Here is an 18684-nt window from a genome sequence, read left to right as displayed (position 1 = left end):
GAAGAACCTGGCCCATAGCGCATCCCTTGATTCGGAGGACAAGGATGCCCCATCAAAGCCTGGGATCAAACATCTAGGGACCGGAAGCACCGCAAACTATTCCGCAGCGACCGCGGCTGCATCGCATGCAGCCATGTCGCAGTTTGGCGCGGCAAGGCTGCGCTGGCCGGCGAGCACGATGACCAATGCGATTGTGCCCGAGGCCACCGATACCCAGAACCCGTTCTGCGCGCCGAAAGCGTCCACCGCCCAGCCGGCGGCGAACGAGCCGAGCGCCATGCCGATGCCGATGCCGGTCATCACCCAGGTCACGCCCTCGGTCAGCACCGCCTCGGGCACGCGCCGTTCGATCAGGCCGAATGCCGTGATGAAGGTCGGCGAGATCGCGACGCCGCTGACGAAGACGGCCAGTGCCAGCAGCGGCACGGTGTCGGCGACGAGCAGCGGTAGCGTGGTAAGCGCGATGATGGCGATTGCGACGGCAAGCTGAATTTGCAGCGGCACTTTCAGGTTCAGGGCGCCGATGATGATGCCGACGACGAACGATCCGAGCGCGTAGACGCCGATTACGAAGCTGGCGGCGCCCGGTTGCCCGAGCTCCTTGGTGATCGCCACCGTGCTCACCTCCGTGGTTGCAAAGGTCGCGCCGATGAAGATCAGGGCCAAGGTGATGATCTGGACGGGCCGCAGGCGGATTGCAGAGCCGCCCGAACCATGTTCCACCGGTCGGGCTCGCGGTTCGGTCGAGCGCTGCAGGATAAAGGCGGTCGAGCCGAAGGCGAGAAACAAGGTGCTCGCGAGCACTCCCGCCTCTGGGAAAAGCGCGACGCTCAGGCCGACCGACAGCGATGCTCCGGCGATATAGACCAGTTCGTCCGCCGCCGATTCGAAGGCGAACGCCGTGTTCAGCTCGGGCCGGTTGCGGAAAATCTCGGTCCAGCGTGCGCGCACCATCGCCGGGATGCTGGGCATTACGGCAGCGAACAGCGCCGAGACGAACAGCGTCCATATCGGCCAATGCTGATTGGCCGCAGCAATCAGGATCGCGAAAGCGAGCGTGGCAATCACGGTGGTCGGCACCACGATGCGCGTCTGACCGAGGCGGTCCACCAGCCGCGATACCTGCGGGGCGACGAAAGCGTTGGCCAGCGCATATGTCGCGGAGACCGCACCGGCCAGCCAGTATTCGCCATCGGTCTGCGACAGCATGGCGACGATCCCGATCGGAGCCATGGCAATCGGCAGCCGGGCAACGAAGCCCGCGGCGGCGAAGCCCTTGGCGCCAGGCACGCGAAAGATTTCTGAGTATGGGTTTTGCATGTTTGGCTCCTCGACATCGGACAATTCGGCGATTACATACGCAACGTATGAGTTTCAAATAGATCATACGCCGCGTATGTCAATTGGCATACGAGGCGTATGTTAATAGGTCCAGAGCATGTACAAACCGCGCAAGGAAATGATTGCCGAGACGCGCGCCAAGCTGATCGGGGCGGCGCGCCAGGCGTTCGGCACGCTCGGTTATGCTGAGGCCTCGATGGACGATTTCACCGCATCGGCCGGGCTGACGCGCGGTGCGCTCTATCATCACTTCGGCGACAAGAAGGGCCTTCTCCAGGCGGTCATCGCCGAGATCGACGCCGAAATGTCGGCCCGGCTGAAGGTCGTTTCGGCCAAGCCGGACAATCTCTGGCAGGGGTTTGTCGACGAATGCACCGCCTATATCGAAATGGCGCTGGAGCCGGAGATCCAGCGTATCGTGCTTCGCGACGGACCGGCGGTGCTCGGCGATCCATCGCAATGGCCAAGCCAGAGCACATGCATCCGTTCGATGACGGAGAGCCTGCAAAGGCTGAGCGACGAGGAAACCATTGTTGCCGTCGATCCCGAGGCCGCGGCAAGGCTGGTCAGCGGCGCCTCGCTGCATGCGGCGCAGTGGATCGCAAATTCGCAAGATCCCGGGGCGACGTCGAAGAAGGCGGTCAAGGCGTTCAAGGTTCTTCTGGACGGATTGCTCAACCGGGGCCGGCAGGCCGCACCTGGACCAGGACGCGAACCCATGAATCAGGATTGACCGAAACTGGTGGAAGGCCTCGGTCTGCTTCTGGGCGCAAGCAAAAGCGGACAATGGAACAAGGCAGCCCCTACGCGGCCTTGATGAAAATCGTTCTAGACCGCTGTCGACTTCCGGGAGGCTCATTCGTCATCACGACAGGAGCCGAAGAAATTCGCCCAGGCAAGGAAACGGATGCGATGACAATCACTATCACGGCACTTGAACGATCGCCCGATGGCGGCAAGGGACTGGCGCGCGATACGCGCGTTCGCTGGGCGCTAGAAGAAGTGGGGCAGCCTTATGAAGTTCGTCTTGTTTCCTTCGCAGAGTTGAAGGCGCCTGACCATCTGGCCATCCATCCCTTCGGCCAGATCCCCACCTACGAGGAAGGTTCGCTCTCGCTGTTCGAGACCGGCTCGATCGTCTTTCATCTCGCTGAGCAGCATACGGGCCTGCTGCCGACGGACCGCAATGCCCGCGCTCGCGCGATCACGTGGATGTTTGCCGCACTCAACACCGTCGAGCCGCCGATCCTCGAACTGACGACGGCAAGAATATTCGAACGTGACAAGCCTTGGAGCGAGGAGCGCTTGCCGTTGGTAAAGGACCGTGTTCGCGCTCGGCTGGACAAACTCTCGGCTCATTTAGGCGTCGCCGACTGGCTCGACGATGCGTTCAGCGCGGGCGATTTACTGATGGTCTCAGTGCTGCTGCGGCTAAGAATGTCAGGCATTCTGGACGAATATGAAAACCTGGCTGCCTATGTAGCCCGCGGGGAAGCTCGGCCGGCTTATATCCGGGCTTTCGCCGCGCAATTTGCGATCAACGCCCCATCGACCGGCTGAAATATTGGCCCATAAAGCTGAAGCGACAGCAGGGTTGAAGCCCGCCGAGCGTTTGACCAATGTTCGGCGCTTCCGGCTTGACGGATTTTGGCGTCAACTCGGCGCAATCAAATGGCCGCGATTGGGTCGATTACCGACCGGCGGCTTTCATGTGTCGAATTCTGATCCAGGCTCGACATGAATGGCTGCGCGCTTATGCGTCTACGACCTGGTCAACAGTCGTCGATGCAGTCCAAAAGTGACAATCACCGGCATCCTTCCTGTTGAACATCGTGCCACGAAGGCGCGAAAACATGGCCAAAGCGGCCAGGCGCGCCTATATCGGGGCATGGCTACGAGACTTTACACCCACCCGATTTTCCTGGAGCACATAACCCCGCCCGGTCATCCGGAGCGGCCGGATCGTTTGCGCGCCATAGAGCGTGTGCTTGACGACGAGGCCTTCGCGGCGCTCGACCGCATTCAGGCGCCGGAAGGCGACGAGGCCACCATCCTCTACGCACATCCGCCTGAATTCGTCGAGCGCGTCCGCGCAGCAATACCGGACACCGGCATCGCCCGTATCGACGCCGATACCACCGCCAGCCCGAAGAGCTGGCAGGCCGCCGTGACCGCAATCGGCGCAGCCAACGCCGCTGTCGACGACGTCTTCACCGGCCGGACAGACAACGTCTTCGTCGCCGCGCGGCCGCCTGGCCATCATGCCGAAAAGACCACCTCCATGGGTTTTTGCCTGTTCAACACCGCGGCGATCGCCGCACGCTACGCGCAGAAGACACATGGCGCCGACCGCGTCGCCGTCGTCGACTGGGATGTGCATCACGGCAACGGCACGCAGGACATTTTCTGGGACGATCCGTCGGTGCTCTATTGCTCGACACACCAGATGCCGCTTTACCCCGGAACTGGGGCCGTAAGCGAAACCGGCGTCGGCAACATCGTCAATGCGCCACTGACGCCGCAGAGCGGCAGCGATGTTTTCCGCGACGCCTTTCTGTCGCGCATCCTGCCGGCGCTCGACAATTTTGCGCCCGACCTCATCATCATCTCCGCCGGTTTCGACGCCCACCACCGCGATCCGCTGGCCGAGATTAACCTGACCGAGGATGATTTCGACTGGGCGACCGGCCAGTTGCTCGAACGCGCCGGGCACTGTTGCAGCAACCGGCTCGTCAGCCTGCTCGAGGGCGGCTACGATCTGCAGGGATTGGCATTTTCGGTCGCCGCCCATGTCGGGCGGCTGATGAAGGGATAGATGATGGCTGGTGAGACCAACGAGGACGTCAAGGCGATGAGCTTCGAGCAGGCGCTTGAGGCGCTGGAGAGGATCGTCGACGATCTGGAGCGCGGAGATGTGCCGCTCGATCAGTCGATCCGCATTTACGAGCGCGGCGAGGCGCTGAAGGCGCATTGCGACCGGTTGCTGAAGGCGGCCGAGGACAAGGTCGAGAAAATCAGGCTGTCGCGTGACGGCAAGCCGGTGGGGACAGAGCCGCTGGACGCGGATTGAGGCGCGGCCTCGAACGATTGTGCTTACCGGTTTTGGACACCATCACGATTGAGGATAAAACCCATCCCGTTTGAAACGGCTCCAGGACGAGAGGAGATTGCGAACGATGTGCAGAAACATCAAAACCCTGTTCAATTTCGATCCGCCGGCAACCAATGACGAGGTCCGCGATGCCGCGCTTCAGTTTGTCCGCAAGTTGAGCGGAACGACGCGGCCGTCGAAACAGAACCAGCATGCGTTCGACCATGCCGTCGAGGCCATTGCCGCCTCGGCGCGCGAATTGCTCGATAGTCTCGAGACGACGCAGCATCCGCGCAATCGCGAAGAGGTGGCGGCCAAGGCGAAGGCCAAATCCGCACTTCGCTTCGCCTGAGGGGACGGCGTGAGCTTCTTTCCCGGAAACGATCCGCAGATGGGCGATGCCTTCGCCAGCGATCAGCTCGAGCTGATGGTCATTCCGAACGCCAAGGATATTGGCGGATTTCAGGTTCGCCGCGCCTTGCCGACGGCCAGGCGCCGGCTGGTCGGACCCTTCATCTTCTTTGACCGCATGGGTCCGGCCGTTCTTCGGGCCGGCCAGGCGCTCGACGTGCGCCCGCATCCGCATATCGGCCTGTCGACGGTGACCTACCTGTTCGACGGCAAGATCAGGCACCGCGATTCGCTCGGCACTGAGATGGTGATCCAGCCCGGCGACGTGAACTTGATGACCGCCGGCCGCGGCATCGTCCATTCGGAGCGCACGCCGGAAGAACTGCGCGGCGCGCCGATGTCGGTTTCCGGCCTGCAGACATGGCTGGCGCTGCCGGACGGCAAGGAAGAAGTCGCGCCGGTGTTCGAAAACACGGCGGCCCTGCGCCTGCCCGAAATCGATGCCGAGGGGGTCAGCGGCCGTATCGTCATCGGTGCGTTTTCCGGACTGCGCTCCCCGGTCGCCACCGCTTCGGACACGCTATATGCCGATCTCAGGCTGGCGCCGGGTGCCAGCGTGAAAATGCCGGCCGATGCCGAGGAGCGCGCCATCTATACGCTGGAAGGCGAGGTTTCGATATCCGGGGACCGCTTCCCGGCCGAGCGGCTGCTGGTCTTCCGGCCCGGCGACGAAATCGTTGTTTCATCGGAGGGCGGCGCCCATTTCATGCTGCTTGGCGGCGCTTCGCTCGGTTCGAAACGTTATATCTGGTGGAATTTCGTATCGTCCTCAAAGGAACGCATCGAACAGGCGAAAGAAGAATGGAAGACAGGCCGCTTCGATATCGTTCCTGGAGACGAGCAAGAGTTCATCCCGCTGCCCGAAAGCTGATGCGCGTTACCGCCACATTTACATTCGCCGGCCAGCGGCATATTTCACGATGAACAGAAAATCTGACCAGGCTCGCAAACAGTGAACGCAAAGCCCGATACGCCGCTTCTCGACAAGGTCCGCGTCCCCGCTGATTTGCGCACGCTTGCCGAAGGCGACCTGCCGCAGCTGGCGTCAGAGCTTCGCGCCGAACTGATCGACGTCGTTTCCCACACCGGCGGCCATCTCGGCGCCGGCCTTGGCGTCGTCGAACTGACCGTCGCGCTGCACTACGTCTTCAACACGCCGGACGACCGGCTGATCTGGGACGTCGGCCACCAGGCCTATCCGCACAAGATCCTGACCGGCCGCCGCGACCGCATCCGCACGCTGCGGCAGGAGGGCGGCCTGTCCGGCTTCACGCGTCGCGTCGAGAGCGAATACGATCCGTTCGGCGCAGCCCACTCGTCGACCTCGATTTCAGCCGGCCTCGGCATGGCGATGGCGCGCGATCTGTCCGATGGCCGCAACAATGTCATTGCCGTCATCGGCGATGGCGCCATGTCGGCAGGCATGGCCTATGAGGCGATGAACAATGCAGGCGCGCTCGATGCCCGGCTGATCGTCATCTTGAACGACAACGACATGTCGATCGCTCCGCCGACCGGCGCGATGAGCGCCTATCTGGCCCGTCTGGCGTCGGGCAAGACCTATCTGGGCTTGCGCGATTTCGGCAAGAAGCTGACGTCCTATCTCGGCGAGCGCGCCGATCGCGCCATCAAGCGGGCGGTCGAGCACGCGCGCGGCTACGTCACCGGCGGCACGCTGTTCGAGGAGATGGGTTTCTACCACATCGGCCCGATCGACGGTCACAACCTCGAGCACCTGATTCCGGTGCTGAAGAACGTGCGCGACAATGCCGACGGCCCGGTGCTGATCCATGTCGTGACCCAGAAGGGCAAGGGCTATGCCCCGGCCGAGGCGGCCGCCGACAAATATCACGGCGTCAACAAATTCGATGTCATTACCGGCGCCCAGGCCAAGGCGCCCGCCAATGCGCCGAGCTATACCAAGGTGTTTGCCGAAAGCCTGATCCAGGAGGCCCGAGAGGACGACCGCATCGTCGCCATCACCGCCGCCATGCCGACCGGCACCGGGCTTGACCTCTTCGGCGAAGCGTTTCCGGCGAGGACCTTCGACGTCGGCATCGCCGAGCAGCATGCGGTGACCTTCGCCGCCGGCCTGGCCACGGAAGGCTTCAAGCCTTTCGCGGCGATCTACTCTACCTTCCTCCAGCGCGCCTACGACCAGGTCGTTCACGACGTCGCGATCCAGAAATTGCCGGTGCGCTTTCCGATCGATCGCGCCGGCTTCGTCGGCGCCGATGGCGCCACCCATTGCGGCGCTTTCGATACGACCTTCCTGGCGACACTGCCCGGTTTCGTCGTCATGGCCGCGGCCGATGAGGCCGAACTGCGCCACATGGTCCGCACCGCTGTAAGCTACGATGACGGCCCGATCGCCTTCCGCTATCCGCGCGGCAACGGCGTTGGTGTCGAGATGCCGCAACGCGGCTCGGTATTGGAGATCGGCAAGGGCCGGATCGTCAGGGAAGGCACCAAGGTTGCGCTGCTTTCCTTCGGCACCAGGCTGCAGGATTGCCTAGCCGCGGCCGAGGAACTCGGCGCGGCCGGGCTTTCGACCACGGTGGCCGATGCCCGGTTTGCCAAGCCGCTCGACGAGGACCTGATCCGGCGGCTGGCCCGTTCGCACGAGGTGCTGGTGACGGTGGAAGAGGGCGCCGTCGGCGGCTTCGCCAGCCATGTGCTGCAGTTCTTGGCCCATGAGGGGCTGCTGGAGAGCGGCTTGAAGGTGCGCCCACTCGTGCTCCCCGACGCTTTCGTCGACCATGCCAAGCCGGAAAAGATGTATGCCGATGCCGGGCTGGACAGCGCCGGCATCGTGCGCACCGTGTTCGTGGCGCTGGGGCATGCCGCGCAGGCCCAACGCGCCTAGTTTTTAGACGCATTCCCCGACGCCAAAGCGATTCAACTTGGCTGCAAGATGCTAGTCTGAATCAAAACCTCAACTGCTTGAATCAAATTGCCGGTGAACTGCCGTAAGATGCTGCTTACGTTGCCGTTTTGGCGATTTGCTTACCGTGTCCTTTGGCGCACGCGCAGGTGTCCGACGACAGCAGCGACGGTCTAACCCCGGCCGTCATACGGCGGGTCTCGCGGACCATCTTCTAAGCATGATCTCGCTAAAGCTCTAGAAACTAGAACCACATATCCCGCACACAGCGGCCATCTCTCGGCAAATCCTCGAATGTGTCGAGACCATCGAAATGGTCGATCGGGAGATCGGCGACGGCTTCGGGCGGCGCAAGCCTCACATTGACGGCGATGCGGTAGCGACCGGCGGCATCGGCATGCAATCCGCGCCAGGCCAGGACGCAGGCGCAGGTTGGGCAGAAGAGGATTTCAAGCGAAGGATGAGCCTTTCCAACGCGCGTATAGGCGCTTACAGGCCCCGCAAGGCGGATGCGTTCATCGACATAGTCATACGCCCAGAGTGTGCCGTAGCGACGGCAAAGCGTACAATTGCAGGCAGTGATCGAACCGGGATCGCCCTCCAGGGTCCAGTGCGCTACGCCGCAGTGGCAGGTCCCCGTCAGCATGTTCCTCCTCCACGTTTCGACGGCTAAAACGGCATCTCCTTCTTAGCATTGCGTCGGGTCTCGTGCGAGCTTCGACAAACAGCGCAGCGGCTGATGAGTTCACCCGCTTTCCAACTATGCCTTGTCTCATAGCCAATATCCTTGCCATCATCGTTGGCATTCGCCATGAAGGCCGATGACTTCCCTTCCGCCAGCCAGCATACGCCAGCGGCTCGACGAGTTGCTCGTCCAGCGCGGCCTGTTTGCCAGCCGCTCGCGTGCCCGCGACGCGGTCGAGCGCGGCACCGTGACGGTCGATGGCATCGTCGCCCACAAGCCGGGCCAGGCCGTTCTGCCTGAGTGCAACATCGTCGTTGACGATCCGGCGCAAGGTTACGTGTCGCGCGCCGCACTGAAGCTGAAGGCTGGTCTCGACCATTTCGGCCTCGACCCTACCGGTAGCGAAGCGCTCGACGTCGGCGCCTCGACCGGCGGCTTTACGCAGGTGCTGCTCGAACGCGGCGCGGCGCATGTCACGGCGATCGATGTCGGGCACGGCCAGATGCACTCCGATATTGCCGGCGATCCGCGCGTGACGGTAATTGAAGGCCTGAATGCGCGCGAACTGTCGGCCGCCGATCTCGGCGGCCGTGTGCCGGATTTCATCGTCTCGGATGTCAGCTTCATCTCGCTGAAACTGGCGCTGCCGCCGGCACTTGCCTTGGCCAGTTACGGCGCAAAAGCCGTGTTTCTGGTCAAGCCGCAATTCGAGGCCGGCCGCGAGGCGATCGGCAAGGGCGGCCTGCTGAAGGACCCCTATGATGCGGCGCGCATTGCCGGCCTGATGCAGGACTGGCTCGATGCCATCCCCGGCTGGCGCTCGCTGGGGCTGCATCTGTCACCAATAGAGGGCAGCGACGGCAACCGCGAGTTCCTGCTCGGCGGCATCAAGAAGGTCGAGACCCAGAGGCGATGAGCACCCGTTTCACGATCGCAAGATTGGGCTCGCAGGGCGACGGCATCGCCGAGAGCGAAATCGGCGAGATTTTCATTCCGTTCGCGCTGCCGGGAGAGGTCGTCACCGCCGCGCGGGAGAAAGATCGCGCTACCTTCATTTCGGTGCTTGAGGCTTCGCCGCTGCGGGTCGATCCGCCCTGCCGCCATTTCGGCGCGTGCGGCGGCTGCGCCGTCCAGCATCTCGAGGCTGAAGCCTATCAGCAATGGAAGCGCGAAAAGGTCGTGCATGCGCTGAAGAGCAAGGGCATCGCTTGCGAAGTCGGCGCGCTGGTGCCGTGCGCACCGCACACGCGCCGCCGCGTCGTCTTCACTGCCCGGCGCAGCGAGGCGGGAATGCAGTTTGGGTTCGTTCGCGCGCTGTCGTCCGAAATCATCTCCATCGAGGAATGCCCGATCTCGCTGCCGCAGATCGTCGCCGCGCTCGATCGCTTGAAAGCCCTTGCTGGGCTGATCTGCACCACGACCAAATCGTTCCACATGGCGGTGACGGTGACCGGTTCCGGCCTCGATGTCGCGGTTCACGAATCCGGCAAGCTCGGCGAGAACCAGCGCCGCGTCGCCTCCAACTTCGTCATCGCCGAGGGGCTGGCCAGGCTGTCGATCGACGGCGAGATCATTATCGAACCAAAGAAACCGGTCGTCCTGTTTGGTGGCGTCGCCGTTGCAGTGCCCCCGGGCGCCTTCCTGCAGGCGACCGAGGCTGCCGAACAAGCGATGGCCAACATTGTCGGCCAGCATTTATCGCGCGCCAAAAAGGTCGCCGATCTCTTCGCCGGCTGCGGCAGCTTCGCGCTGCGCCTGGCCGCAAGGTCGGAGGTTCATGCGGTGGAAGGCGATGCACCGGCCCTTGCTGCGCTCGACCGCGCCTTTCGTTTCGCCAGCGGCCTGAAGCGGGTGACCGGCGAACGTCGCGACCTGTTCCGGAGGCCGCTCACATTCAAGGAGTTGAATGCCTTTGACGGCCTAGTCTTCGACCCGCCTCGCGCCGGCGCCGAGGACCTGTCGAAGCAGATCGCGCGCTCCGACGTGCCGCTCGTCGCCGCGGTGTCCTGCAATCCGGTAACGCTGGCGCGGGATCTTCGCATCCTCCTCGACGGCGGCTACGCCCTGAAGCGCGTGACGCCGATCGACCAGTTTCTGTGGTCGCCGCATGTCGAGGCCGTGGCGCTGTTGGAGAAGCCGAGGCGAAGGCGCTAGCAGCATTTATGGGGCGTCAAATGCGCACCAACAACGCGCATTTGAACGTGCGTTGTTCAAAATGTGCTAGGAAATTGTAATGAGCACCAAAGCCTTTGAGATTTCGGCATCGCGCTTCGGCGAGGAGCGGACGCCGTTTCTCTCGCCGAAGCGGGTCGCTGAACTGCTCGGGATCACTATGACCGAACTGGCGGGCCTGACCGGCATCGCCCGCAACACGCTTGCCGCCAAGTCCGGTGCGCGCAAGGTCGACGCCGCGTTGAGTCCCATCGTCCGTATCCTGGCGATGGCCCGCGAGATGGCCGGTGATGAACAGCGTGCGGCGATCTGGTTGAAGCATCAGCCGATCCCCGGTTGGGCCGGAAAGACCGCCTACGATCTGGTTCGCGAAGGCAAGACGGACAAGGTGCTTGCCTATCTGGAGGCAGTCCGCTCCGGCATCTATGCCTGAAGCCACCCTATGGTGCGCCTTCGTGCCAGACTGACCAGCTGTGAGCCCCTATGCTTCTTGCACACGTTCGTATCCGGCCGCCTTAGCGGCCCTGACGAACTTGCGATCAAAAGTCGCGAAGCCGGCGCAGTGGGCGGACTTGCCGAGGTGCAGAGCGTCAGCGAAATCCCATCCCGTTTCCGAAAGGTCGAGTGCGGAGGACACGATTGCCCCGTCCTGCACCTGCACAGTGGGAAGTCCACTAAACGCCCTTAGCGTGCGTGCGACTTCGAGTGGCGCAAACCCATAGGCGCTGCGCAACACCCACTCGACCTCCAAGATCACCGTGACGGCGACAAAGACCGGCTGGTTATCGATCAGTGCCCGGGCGCGGGAAGACTGCGTTGGGTGATCGCCCGTCAGGTAACGGACGATCAGGTTGGTATCAATCGCGAGCATGGCGCCGCCGCGCTTCGGCGAGCACACCCGCGTCCATTTCTTCCAACGTCTTCGGCTTGCCTCTATGGCGCAGTGATCCAAACACGTCCTCTGGCCGCGTCTCGGCGAAGACTGGCGCAGACTTCAATAGCACCCCCTCCGGAGTATCTTCGACCAGAAGGCGTGTGCCGGCGTCCCATTCCCTCCGTTTCCGGATCGAGCTCGGCAAGATGACCTGTCCCTTGGTCGAGACGGTGGTTACAAGCTTTTCCGCGGCAGTCATGGTGGCGCGTCCTCTCGATGTAAGACAAACGTAAGATAGATTAAGATCCCTCCGAATTCAAGCCGCGAATGGCTCGATGGAAGGGACAGGGAGCGGCCAAGTTTGTTCGAAACGATACCGGACCGCCCAGCCGCCATCAAACCCTGGTGCCGCCGACCGTCATCTGGTCCATCCTGAGATGCGGTTGGCCAACGCCGACCGGCACGCCCTGGCCGGCCTTGCCGCACATGCCGATGCCGGTGTCGAGCTTCATGTCGTTGCCGACCATCGAAACCCGATGCATGGCATCCGGCCCATTGCCGATCAGCATGGCGCCCTTGATCGGTTGCGTCACCTTGCCGTTTTCGATCATGTAGGCCTCGGTGCAGCCGAACACGAACTTGCCCGAAGTGATGTCGACCTGACCGCCGCCGAACGACACGGCATAGATGCCGTTCTTGACCGAGGCGATGATCTCGTCTGGCTCCATGTCGCCTGCTGTCATATAGGTGTTGGTCATGCGCGGCATAGGCTCGTGCGCGTAACCTTGGCGTCGCCCGTTGCCGGTGGCTTTCATGCCCATCAGCCGCGCATTCTGGCGGTCCTGCATGTAGCCGACCAGCTTGCCATCGTCGATCAGCACGTTATGGGCCGAAGGCGTGCCTTCGTCGTCGACGGTCAGCGAACCACGCCGTTCGGGCATGGTGCCGTCATCAACGACGGTGACGCCTTTTGCTGCCACCTGCTGGCCAAGCAGGCCGGCAAAGGCCGACGTCTTCTTGCGGTTGAAATCGCCCTCCAGCCCGTGGCCGACGGCCTCGTGCAACATGACGCCCGGCCAGCCGCTCGACAGCACGATGTCGAAAGTGCCGGCAGGTGCCGGAACCGCTTCGAGATTGACCAACGCTTGCCTGAGCGCCTCCTTGGCCGCGTGCTTCCAGCTGTCCTCGACCAGGAATTCACCAAAATCCTTGCGGCCTCCCATGCCGTAGGAGCCGCTCTCTTGACGGTCGCCGTCGCCGACCACCACCGACACGTTGATCCTGACCAGCGGACGGATGTCGCGCACCATCTGGCCGTCGGCACGCACGATCTCGACATTCTGCCAAGAGGCGGCGAGCGACGCCGTCACCTGCCTGACGCGCGGATCCTCGGCCCGCAGCCAGGAATCGATTTCCTGAAGCAGCTTGGCCTTGGTCTCGAAGGAAGGTGAGGGGATAGGGTTTCCGTCGCCGTAGAGATGGCGGTTGGTGCGCGCGGGCGCTGCGGCAAGCGTGCCGGAATAGCCGCTCTTCACCGTCGAAACGGCATCGGCGGCGCGCAGCAGCGAGGCTTCGGAGAGATCGCTGGAATGGGCGTAGCCGCTGGCTTCGCCGGCGACGGCGCGCAGGCCGAAACCCTGGTCGGTGTTGAAATTCGCGGTCTTCAGCTTGCCATTGTCGAACATCAGCGCTTCGCTTTCGCTGTATTCGAGAAACAGTTCGCCGTCGTCGGCGCCGTTGATAGTCTCGGCGACGATCTGCTTGATGCGATCGTCGGAAATGTCGAATTGGCCGATCAGGCTGTTCATGGCAGATCCATTCGCAGGAGGATTGTTTCCCACGATGTAGGCGCGAAGGCCCGCACAGACAATCTGAAATGAGATTCGCCGTGCCCGCGGCCGGTCAACAATTACTGGATCGTGCTACAGCACCGCGCTCAAGGCAGGGCGGCAAAGCCGTCGGCGAAACCCTTGAGGTCGACGGGAATGCCGATGCCTTCTTCCGGCGTCTGGAAGACGATGAAGGTCGCCGACGTTCCGGTCTTCAGCGTGTCGAGCAGCGGCTTTTCCAAGATGACCTCGGCGTAGCAGCCGTCCTGGAAACAGCGCACGAAGTAGGCGCGGCCGATATCCTTGCCGTCGACATTGAGGCCGAGGCCGTTAGGCAACAGCACGCCGAGCGGCGCCAGCACACGCAGGATTTCGGCCTTGTTGTCGGCTGTGCGCAGCACGACGACGGAAAGACCCATTTCCGGACGGTCCTCGGCGACGACGTTCTGCATCATCACGCATTGTTCGGACGTAGCACCGGCCGGCGTATCGCAGATGATCGACCATGCCCCATGCGTCGACTTCACCGTTCCGCTTGGCTGCGCGGCATTGGCCAGGCCGGCGCCGGGCAAGGCTATTGCGACGGCAACAAGGATGACCTTCGCCAAGGTTCTCGAAAGCCAAGGGTTCATGACGGCTCCATTGCGAATCACGGCACTTTAAGCCGCACTAAACCCAAGTAAAGGACGAGACCCCGGCGATCTGCCCCGACATAGGCGACAATGCGCTTTTCCGTGCCAATTTCGCCCTAATTGCGACGGTTCCGCGCGCCGCGCGGCTCATTCTACCCAGAGGCCGCTCCGGTGATTCGCGGCGAGTGGTCACCGCAGGAAGCCAGCGCCGCGCTTGCGCGCAAAAATGCCGCATGGGTTCCGGCGCTCCTTTCTTGCGGAGGCAAATAGAGTATGGTTTGAACCAGCCTTGAATTGTCCGGGATTCCCGTCCCGGCATTGTTCGACATTCTTGCGGTCCGATCGCGAGGAACTGGGAGATGACGAGGGCGATGAGAAAATTCCTGGCAACCGCCAAAATCGTAGCTAGTGCCGCCGTCACGTTGTTTGCCGCTGCATCCGTTCATGCAGCCCAGCCCCAACCTTGGGAAACCAGTTTTCAGCCTGCGGCGACCGATATTATGCGGCAGATCGAGTGGTTCGGGAACTACTCGTTCGCGTTCATCATTGTGATCACGGCCCTGGTGCTTTTCCTGATTGCCTACTGCATTTTGAGGTTCCGGGCGAGCGTCAACCCGACCCCGTCGCGCACCAGCCATAACACGTTGATCGAGGTCATCTGGACTGTCGGTCCCGTCGTCGTCCTGCTCTGTCTCGCCATTCCCTCGTTCCAGCTGTTGACCGCGCAGTACACGCCGCCGGAAGAAGCCAAGCTGACCGTCAAGGCGACCGGGAATCAGTGGAATTGGGACTACGAATACCAGGTCGACAACACGCTTTCCTTCAATTCCGCGATCCTTCAGGATGCCGACAGGGCTGCTACCGGCAAGGAAGATCGCGCTGCGTATCCGCGCTTGCTCGCCGTCGACAATGAGATGGTGGTGCCGGTCAGCACGATGACCCGCGTACTGGTGACGGCGACCGACGTCATTCACGCGTTTGCCATGCCGTCCTTCGGTATCAAAACCGACGCGGTGCCGGGCCGCATCAACGAGGTGTGGTTCAAGGCCGACAAGGAAGGCCTGTATTACGGCCAGTGCTCGGAACTCTGCGGCAAGGACCACGCCTTCATGCCGATCGCCATTCGCGTCGTCTCCGATGCGCAATACAAGACCTGGCTGGCGGCGGCCAGAACCGACCTTCCCGGCGCCAACAAGGCGCTGATGGCCGAGGTCGATGGCACGAACAAGGTAGCGGCCGGCAACTGATGCCGCGACTAGAAAAGATTCAGGGAACGGAGCCGACCATGGCAGATGCTGCAGCTCACGACGACCACGACCACAAGCCGTATCATGGCTGGGTCCGGTGGGTTTATTCGACCAACCACAAGGACATCGGCACGCTTTATCTGATCTTCGCGATCATGGCGGGCTGCATCGGTGCCGCCTTGTCGGTCGTCATGCGTATGGAATTGCAGGAGCCAGGCATCCAGATCTTCACTGGCCTGGCGCAGATGGTCTACGGCATGAACGGTGACGCCGCCATCGACGGCGGCAAGAGCATGTACAATGCTTTCACAACCGCGCATGCGCTGATCATGATCTTCTTCATGGTGATGCCGGCGCTGATCGGCGGCTTTGCCAACTGGATGGTGCCGATCATGATCGGCGCGCCGGACATGGCGTTTCCGCGCATGAACAACGTCTCGTTCTGGCTGCTGCCGCCGGCTTTCATCCTGCTGATTTTTTCGGCCTTCGTCCCGAGTGCACCCGGCGCCTACGGCGTTGGCGGCGGCTGGACGCTTTATCCGCCGCTATCGACATCGGGCCAGCCTGGACCGGCCATGGATTTGGCGATCCTATCAATCCACATCGCCGGCGCCTCCTCGATTCTTGGCGCCATCAACTTCATCACCACCATCTTCAACATGCGCGCGCCCGGCATGACCATGCACAAGATGCCGCTGTTCGCCTGGTCGGTGCTGATCACCGCCTTCCTTCTGCTTCTGTCGCTTCCAGTCTTGGCCGGCGGCATCACCATGCTCTTGACCGACCGCAACTTCGGCACCACCTTCTTCGCCCCGGACGGCGGCGGCGATCCGATCCTGTTCCAGCACCTGTTCTGGTTCTTCGGCCATCCGGAGGTCTACATTCTGATCCTGCCGGGTTTCGGCATCATCAGCCATATCATCTCGACCTTTTCGAGGAAGCCGATATTCGGCTATCTCGGCATGGCCTATGCCATGGTTGCCATCGGCGCGGTGGGCTTCATCGTCTGGGCCCACCACATGTACACGACGGGCCTTTCGCTCGACACCCAGCGCTATTTCGTCTTTGCCACCATGGTCATCGCGGTGCCGACGGGTGTGAAGATCTTCTCGTGGATCGCCACTATGTGGGGCGGGTCGATTTCGCTTAAGACGCCAATGCTGTGGGCGATCGGCTTCATCTTCCTGTTCACTGTTGGCGGTGTCACCGGCGTGCAGCTGGCCAATGCCGGCCTCGACCGCCCGCTGCACGACACCTATTTCGTGGTCGCGCACTTCCACTACGTGCTGTCGCTGGGCGCGGTCTTCGCCATCTTCGCCGGCTGGTACTACTGGTTCCCGAAAATGACCGGCTACATGTACTCGCCCGTGATCGCCAACACCCACTTCTGGGTCACTTTCGTCGGCGTCAACCTGGTCTTTTTCCCGCAGCACTTCCTCGGTCTTTCCGGTATGCCGCGTCGCTATATCGACTATCCGGATGCCTTCGCCGGCTGGAATATGGTGTCATCCTACGGCTCGTACATCTCGGCTGTCGGCGTCGTCATCTTCCTGTTCGGCGTCTTCGAGGCGTTCCAGAAGAAGCGGGTCGCCGGCGCCAATCCTTGGGGCGAGGGTGCGACCACGCTGGAATGGCAGCTGCCTTCGCCGCCGCCGTTCCACCAGTGGGAACAGTTGCCGAAGATCAAGTAGGCGGTTGCCTCCTTTAATGCGGAACCGCTGGCCCGGCCCGCGGTTTTGGCCAACGGAATGATGGACTTCAAGTACGCATGGCCCTTGCCGAAGACAGACTGATCGACGAGCCGGGCTTCCGCATGTCGGAAGCGACGGCGGGCGATTTCTTCGCCCTGCTGAAGCCGCGCGTCATGTCGCTGGTGGTGTTCACCGCGTTTGTCGGCATGGTCGCCGCCCCGGTGACCATCAATCCGCTGCTGGCGGTGATCGCGATCCTGTCCATTGCCATTGGTGCTGGCGCGTCCGGTGCGCTCAACATGTGGTACGACGCAGATATCGATGGGGTGATGACGCGCACCGCCGGCCGTCCCGTGCCGGCCGGCCGCATCCGGCCAGGCGAGGCGTTGAGTTTCGGGTTGGTGCTGTCGGTTCTGTCGGTGATGACGCTCGGCGTGCTGGTCAACTGGTTGGCCGCATCGCTTCTGGCCTTCACCATCTTTTTCTATGCCGTCATCTATACGATGTGGCTGAAGCGCTGGACGCCGCAGAACATCGTCATCGGCGGTGCCGCCGGTGCCATTCCGCCGGTCATCGGCTGGGCGGCGGTAACCGGATCGGTCAGCCCCGAAAGTTTGGTGCTGTTCCTGATCATCTTCCTGTGGACGCCGCCGCATTTCTGGGCGCTCGCGCTCTTCAAGTCGGAGGACTATGCGAAGGCAGGCATTCCGATGATGCCGAATGTCGCCGGCCAGGCCTCGACCAGGCGCCAGATCTTTGCCTATGCGCTGGTCCTCGCACCGGTTGGCGTGCTGCCCTGGGTTCTCGGCTTTACCACGCCGGCTTACGGCATCGTTGCATTGCTGCTCGGCGCCGGCTTTCTCTGGTATGCGTGGAAGGTGCTGCAAATGGCCGATGATGACCGGGCGATGAAGCCGGCCAAGGCCTTGTTCGGCTATTCGCTGCTTTATCTCTTCGCCATCTTCGCTGCCTACCTTTGCGATTGCGTCCTTGCGCGCGCGCTGACCATCGGTGGAGCATGAGCATGGCCGAAAAGAAGCTTGAACTGGTCACGCTGACCGAACGTCAGCAGAAGGCCCGCCGCAATCGCTCGGCCGCAATCGGTTTCGCGCTGGCGGCCCTGGTCGTCATATTCTACGTCGCGACCATCGTGAAATTTGGTCACAGCGTCACCGGATCGATGTGAGCTGACAATGACCAGGCAAACAGTCAGCGATCCTAGGAAGAAGAACACAAACCGCGTCGTCGCCGGCGTGTGCATCGCGTTCTTCGGCGGCATGATCGGCATGGCCTACGCCGCGGTGCCGCTCTACGCGATGTTCTGCCAGGCGACAGGCTACGGCGGCACCGTCAAACGGGCGACCCAGCAATATGCCGACCGGGTGCTCGACCGCGACATCACCATCCGCTTCGATGCCAACACCGTCGGCGTTCCCTGGCAATTCCAGCCAGTCGCCCGCTCGATCACCATCAAGATCGGCGAGACCGCCGAGGCCCATTTCAGCGCAACGAACAAATTCAGCCGGCCCATCACCGGACGCGCCACCTTCAATGTGCAGCCGGAACTGGCCGGACCTTACTTCAACAAGGTCGAGTGTTTCTGCTTCACCGACACGACGCTGAAGCCGGGCGAGACACTAGATATGCCGGTCGTGTTCTATGTCGATCCCGACATCATCAACGCGCCGGAACTGAAGGATTTGAAGACGATTACCCTGTCCTACACGATGTTCCCGGTCGACAAGACCAAGCCGGTCGCATCATCGGTGCCGGCCGACGGCCGCCGCAACAAGATTTCAGATACCGAAGCAAGCCTCGGGGGTTGAT

General features: G+C 62.3%; 21 protein-coding genes. 15 read left to right on the top strand and 6 right to left on the bottom strand.

The window, feature by feature from the left end; all coding sequences use genetic code 11:
- Positions 1-96 precede the first annotated feature (96 nt).
- Entirely contained in the window at positions 97-1320 is a 1224-nt protein-coding gene (locus AC0L2P_RS16555; protein ID WP_473502386.1) for an MFS transporter, read from the bottom strand.
- 118 nt (positions 1321-1438) lie between these two features.
- Between AC0L2P_RS16555 and AC0L2P_RS16550 the strand changes: the two genes are divergently transcribed.
- The 7 genes from AC0L2P_RS16550 (at position 1439) to dxs (ending at position 7709) form a co-directional block, all read left to right on the top strand.
- On the top strand, positions 1439-2074 hold the full coding sequence (locus tag AC0L2P_RS16550; RefSeq protein WP_473502385.1) for a TetR/AcrR family transcriptional regulator: 636 nt from the start codon (positions 1439-1441) through the stop codon (positions 2072-2074).
- A 179-nt stretch (positions 2075-2253) separates the two neighbouring features.
- Positions 2254-2901, top strand: coding sequence for a glutathione S-transferase family protein (locus AC0L2P_RS16545; RefSeq protein WP_473502398.1), 648 nt, complete (start codon positions 2254-2256; stop codon positions 2899-2901).
- A 328-nt stretch (positions 2902-3229) separates the two neighbouring features.
- Entirely contained in the window at positions 3230-4156 is a 927-nt protein-coding gene (locus AC0L2P_RS16540; RefSeq protein ID WP_473502384.1) for a histone deacetylase family protein, read from the top strand.
- Between the two features lie 3 nt (positions 4157-4159).
- Positions 4160-4411 (top strand): exodeoxyribonuclease VII small subunit, encoded by a 252-nt coding sequence (locus tag AC0L2P_RS16535; protein WP_031211056.1) that lies wholly within the window; start codon positions 4160-4162, stop codon positions 4409-4411.
- 106 nt (positions 4412-4517) lie between these two features.
- A complete protein-coding gene (locus AC0L2P_RS16530; RefSeq protein WP_023716908.1) occupies positions 4518-4784 on the top strand; it encodes a DUF2277 domain-containing protein in 267 nt (88 codons plus the stop codon).
- Between the two features lie 9 nt (positions 4785-4793).
- Complete coding sequence (locus tag AC0L2P_RS16525; protein WP_473502383.1) at positions 4794-5714, top strand: pirin family protein; 921 nt, start codon at positions 4794-4796, stop codon at positions 5712-5714.
- 81 nt (positions 5715-5795) lie between these two features.
- Positions 5796-7709: a 1-deoxy-D-xylulose-5-phosphate synthase gene (gene dxs / locus AC0L2P_RS16520; protein WP_473502382.1), complete on the top strand. Its 1914-nt coding sequence runs from the start codon at positions 5796-5798 to the stop codon at positions 7707-7709.
- A 262-nt stretch (positions 7710-7971) separates the two neighbouring features.
- Here dxs and AC0L2P_RS16515 read toward each other — a convergent pair whose 3' ends face one another.
- The gene (locus tag AC0L2P_RS16515; protein WP_473502381.1) at positions 7972-8373 is read right to left on the bottom strand and encodes a GFA family protein; all 402 of its coding nucleotides are present in this window, start codon (positions 8371-8373) and stop codon (positions 7972-7974) included.
- A 175-nt stretch (positions 8374-8548) separates the two neighbouring features.
- On the opposite strand from AC0L2P_RS16515, the gene AC0L2P_RS16510 reads away from it, so the two are divergent.
- From AC0L2P_RS16510 to AC0L2P_RS16500, 3 genes are all read left to right on the top strand, one after another.
- Entirely contained in the window at positions 8549-9328 is a 780-nt protein-coding gene (locus AC0L2P_RS16510) for a TlyA family RNA methyltransferase (RefSeq protein ID WP_473502380.1), read from the top strand.
- Positions 9325-10566 (top strand): class I SAM-dependent RNA methyltransferase, encoded by a 1242-nt coding sequence (locus tag AC0L2P_RS16505; protein WP_473502379.1) that lies wholly within the window; start codon positions 9325-9327, stop codon positions 10564-10566. Before AC0L2P_RS16510 ends, AC0L2P_RS16505 begins: the two co-directional genes overlap by 4 nt.
- Before the next feature lie 79 nt (positions 10567-10645).
- The gene (locus AC0L2P_RS16500; RefSeq protein WP_473502378.1) at positions 10646-11017 is read left to right on the top strand and encodes an antitoxin Xre/MbcA/ParS toxin-binding domain-containing protein; all 372 of its coding nucleotides are present in this window, start codon (positions 10646-10648) and stop codon (positions 11015-11017) included.
- 48 nt (positions 11018-11065) lie between these two features.
- Here the strand turns inward: AC0L2P_RS16500 and AC0L2P_RS16495 are convergent, their stop codons facing one another.
- The 4 genes from AC0L2P_RS16495 to AC0L2P_RS16480 form a co-directional block, all read right to left on the bottom strand.
- Positions 11066-11455 (bottom strand): type II toxin-antitoxin system VapC family toxin, encoded by a 390-nt coding sequence (locus tag AC0L2P_RS16495; protein ID WP_473502377.1) that lies wholly within the window; start codon positions 11453-11455, stop codon positions 11066-11068.
- Positions 11442-11717 (bottom strand): AbrB/MazE/SpoVT family DNA-binding domain-containing protein, encoded by a 276-nt coding sequence (locus AC0L2P_RS16490; RefSeq protein ID WP_473502376.1) that lies wholly within the window; start codon positions 11715-11717, stop codon positions 11442-11444. Before AC0L2P_RS16490 ends, AC0L2P_RS16495 begins: the two co-directional genes overlap by 14 nt.
- A 136-nt stretch (positions 11718-11853) precedes the next feature.
- On the bottom strand, positions 11854-13266 hold the full coding sequence (tldD, locus tag AC0L2P_RS16485; protein ID WP_473502375.1) for a metalloprotease TldD: 1413 nt from the start codon (positions 13264-13266) through the stop codon (positions 11854-11856).
- Between the two features lie 128 nt (positions 13267-13394).
- The gene (locus tag AC0L2P_RS16480) at positions 13395-13919 is read right to left on the bottom strand and encodes an invasion associated locus B family protein (protein ID WP_473502374.1); all 525 of its coding nucleotides are present in this window, start codon (positions 13917-13919) and stop codon (positions 13395-13397) included.
- 371 nt (positions 13920-14290) lie between these two features.
- Here AC0L2P_RS16480 and coxB point away from each other — a divergent pair, with 371 nt between their 5' ends.
- From coxB to AC0L2P_RS16455, 5 genes are all read left to right on the top strand, one after another.
- Positions 14291-15166 (top strand): cytochrome c oxidase subunit II, encoded by an 876-nt coding sequence (gene coxB, locus AC0L2P_RS16475; protein ID WP_473502373.1) that lies wholly within the window; start codon positions 14291-14293, stop codon positions 15164-15166.
- Positions 15167-15204: 38 nt separating this feature from the next.
- Positions 15205-16857: a cytochrome c oxidase subunit I gene (ctaD, locus tag AC0L2P_RS16470; RefSeq protein ID WP_352463892.1), complete on the top strand. Its 1653-nt coding sequence runs from the start codon at positions 15205-15207 to the stop codon at positions 16855-16857.
- A gap of 77 nt (positions 16858-16934) precedes the next feature.
- Positions 16935-17879, top strand: coding sequence for a heme o synthase (locus AC0L2P_RS16465; RefSeq protein ID WP_473502372.1), 945 nt, complete (start codon positions 16935-16937; stop codon positions 17877-17879).
- A 2-nt stretch (positions 17880-17881) separates the two neighbouring features.
- On the top strand, positions 17882-18043 hold the full coding sequence (locus tag AC0L2P_RS16460; protein WP_473502399.1) for a hypothetical protein: 162 nt from the start codon (positions 17882-17884) through the stop codon (positions 18041-18043).
- Positions 18044-18050: 7 nt separating this feature from the next.
- A complete protein-coding gene (locus tag AC0L2P_RS16455; RefSeq protein ID WP_473502371.1) occupies positions 18051-18683 on the top strand; it encodes a cytochrome c oxidase assembly protein in 633 nt (210 codons plus the stop codon).
- The last annotated feature ends 1 nt before the right edge of the window (position 18684 follow it).

The organism is Mesorhizobium sp. WSM4836 (assembly GCF_055811815.1).
Note: the sequence above shows the minus strand (reverse complement) of the source record. Positions and strands in the feature narration are given on the sequence as shown.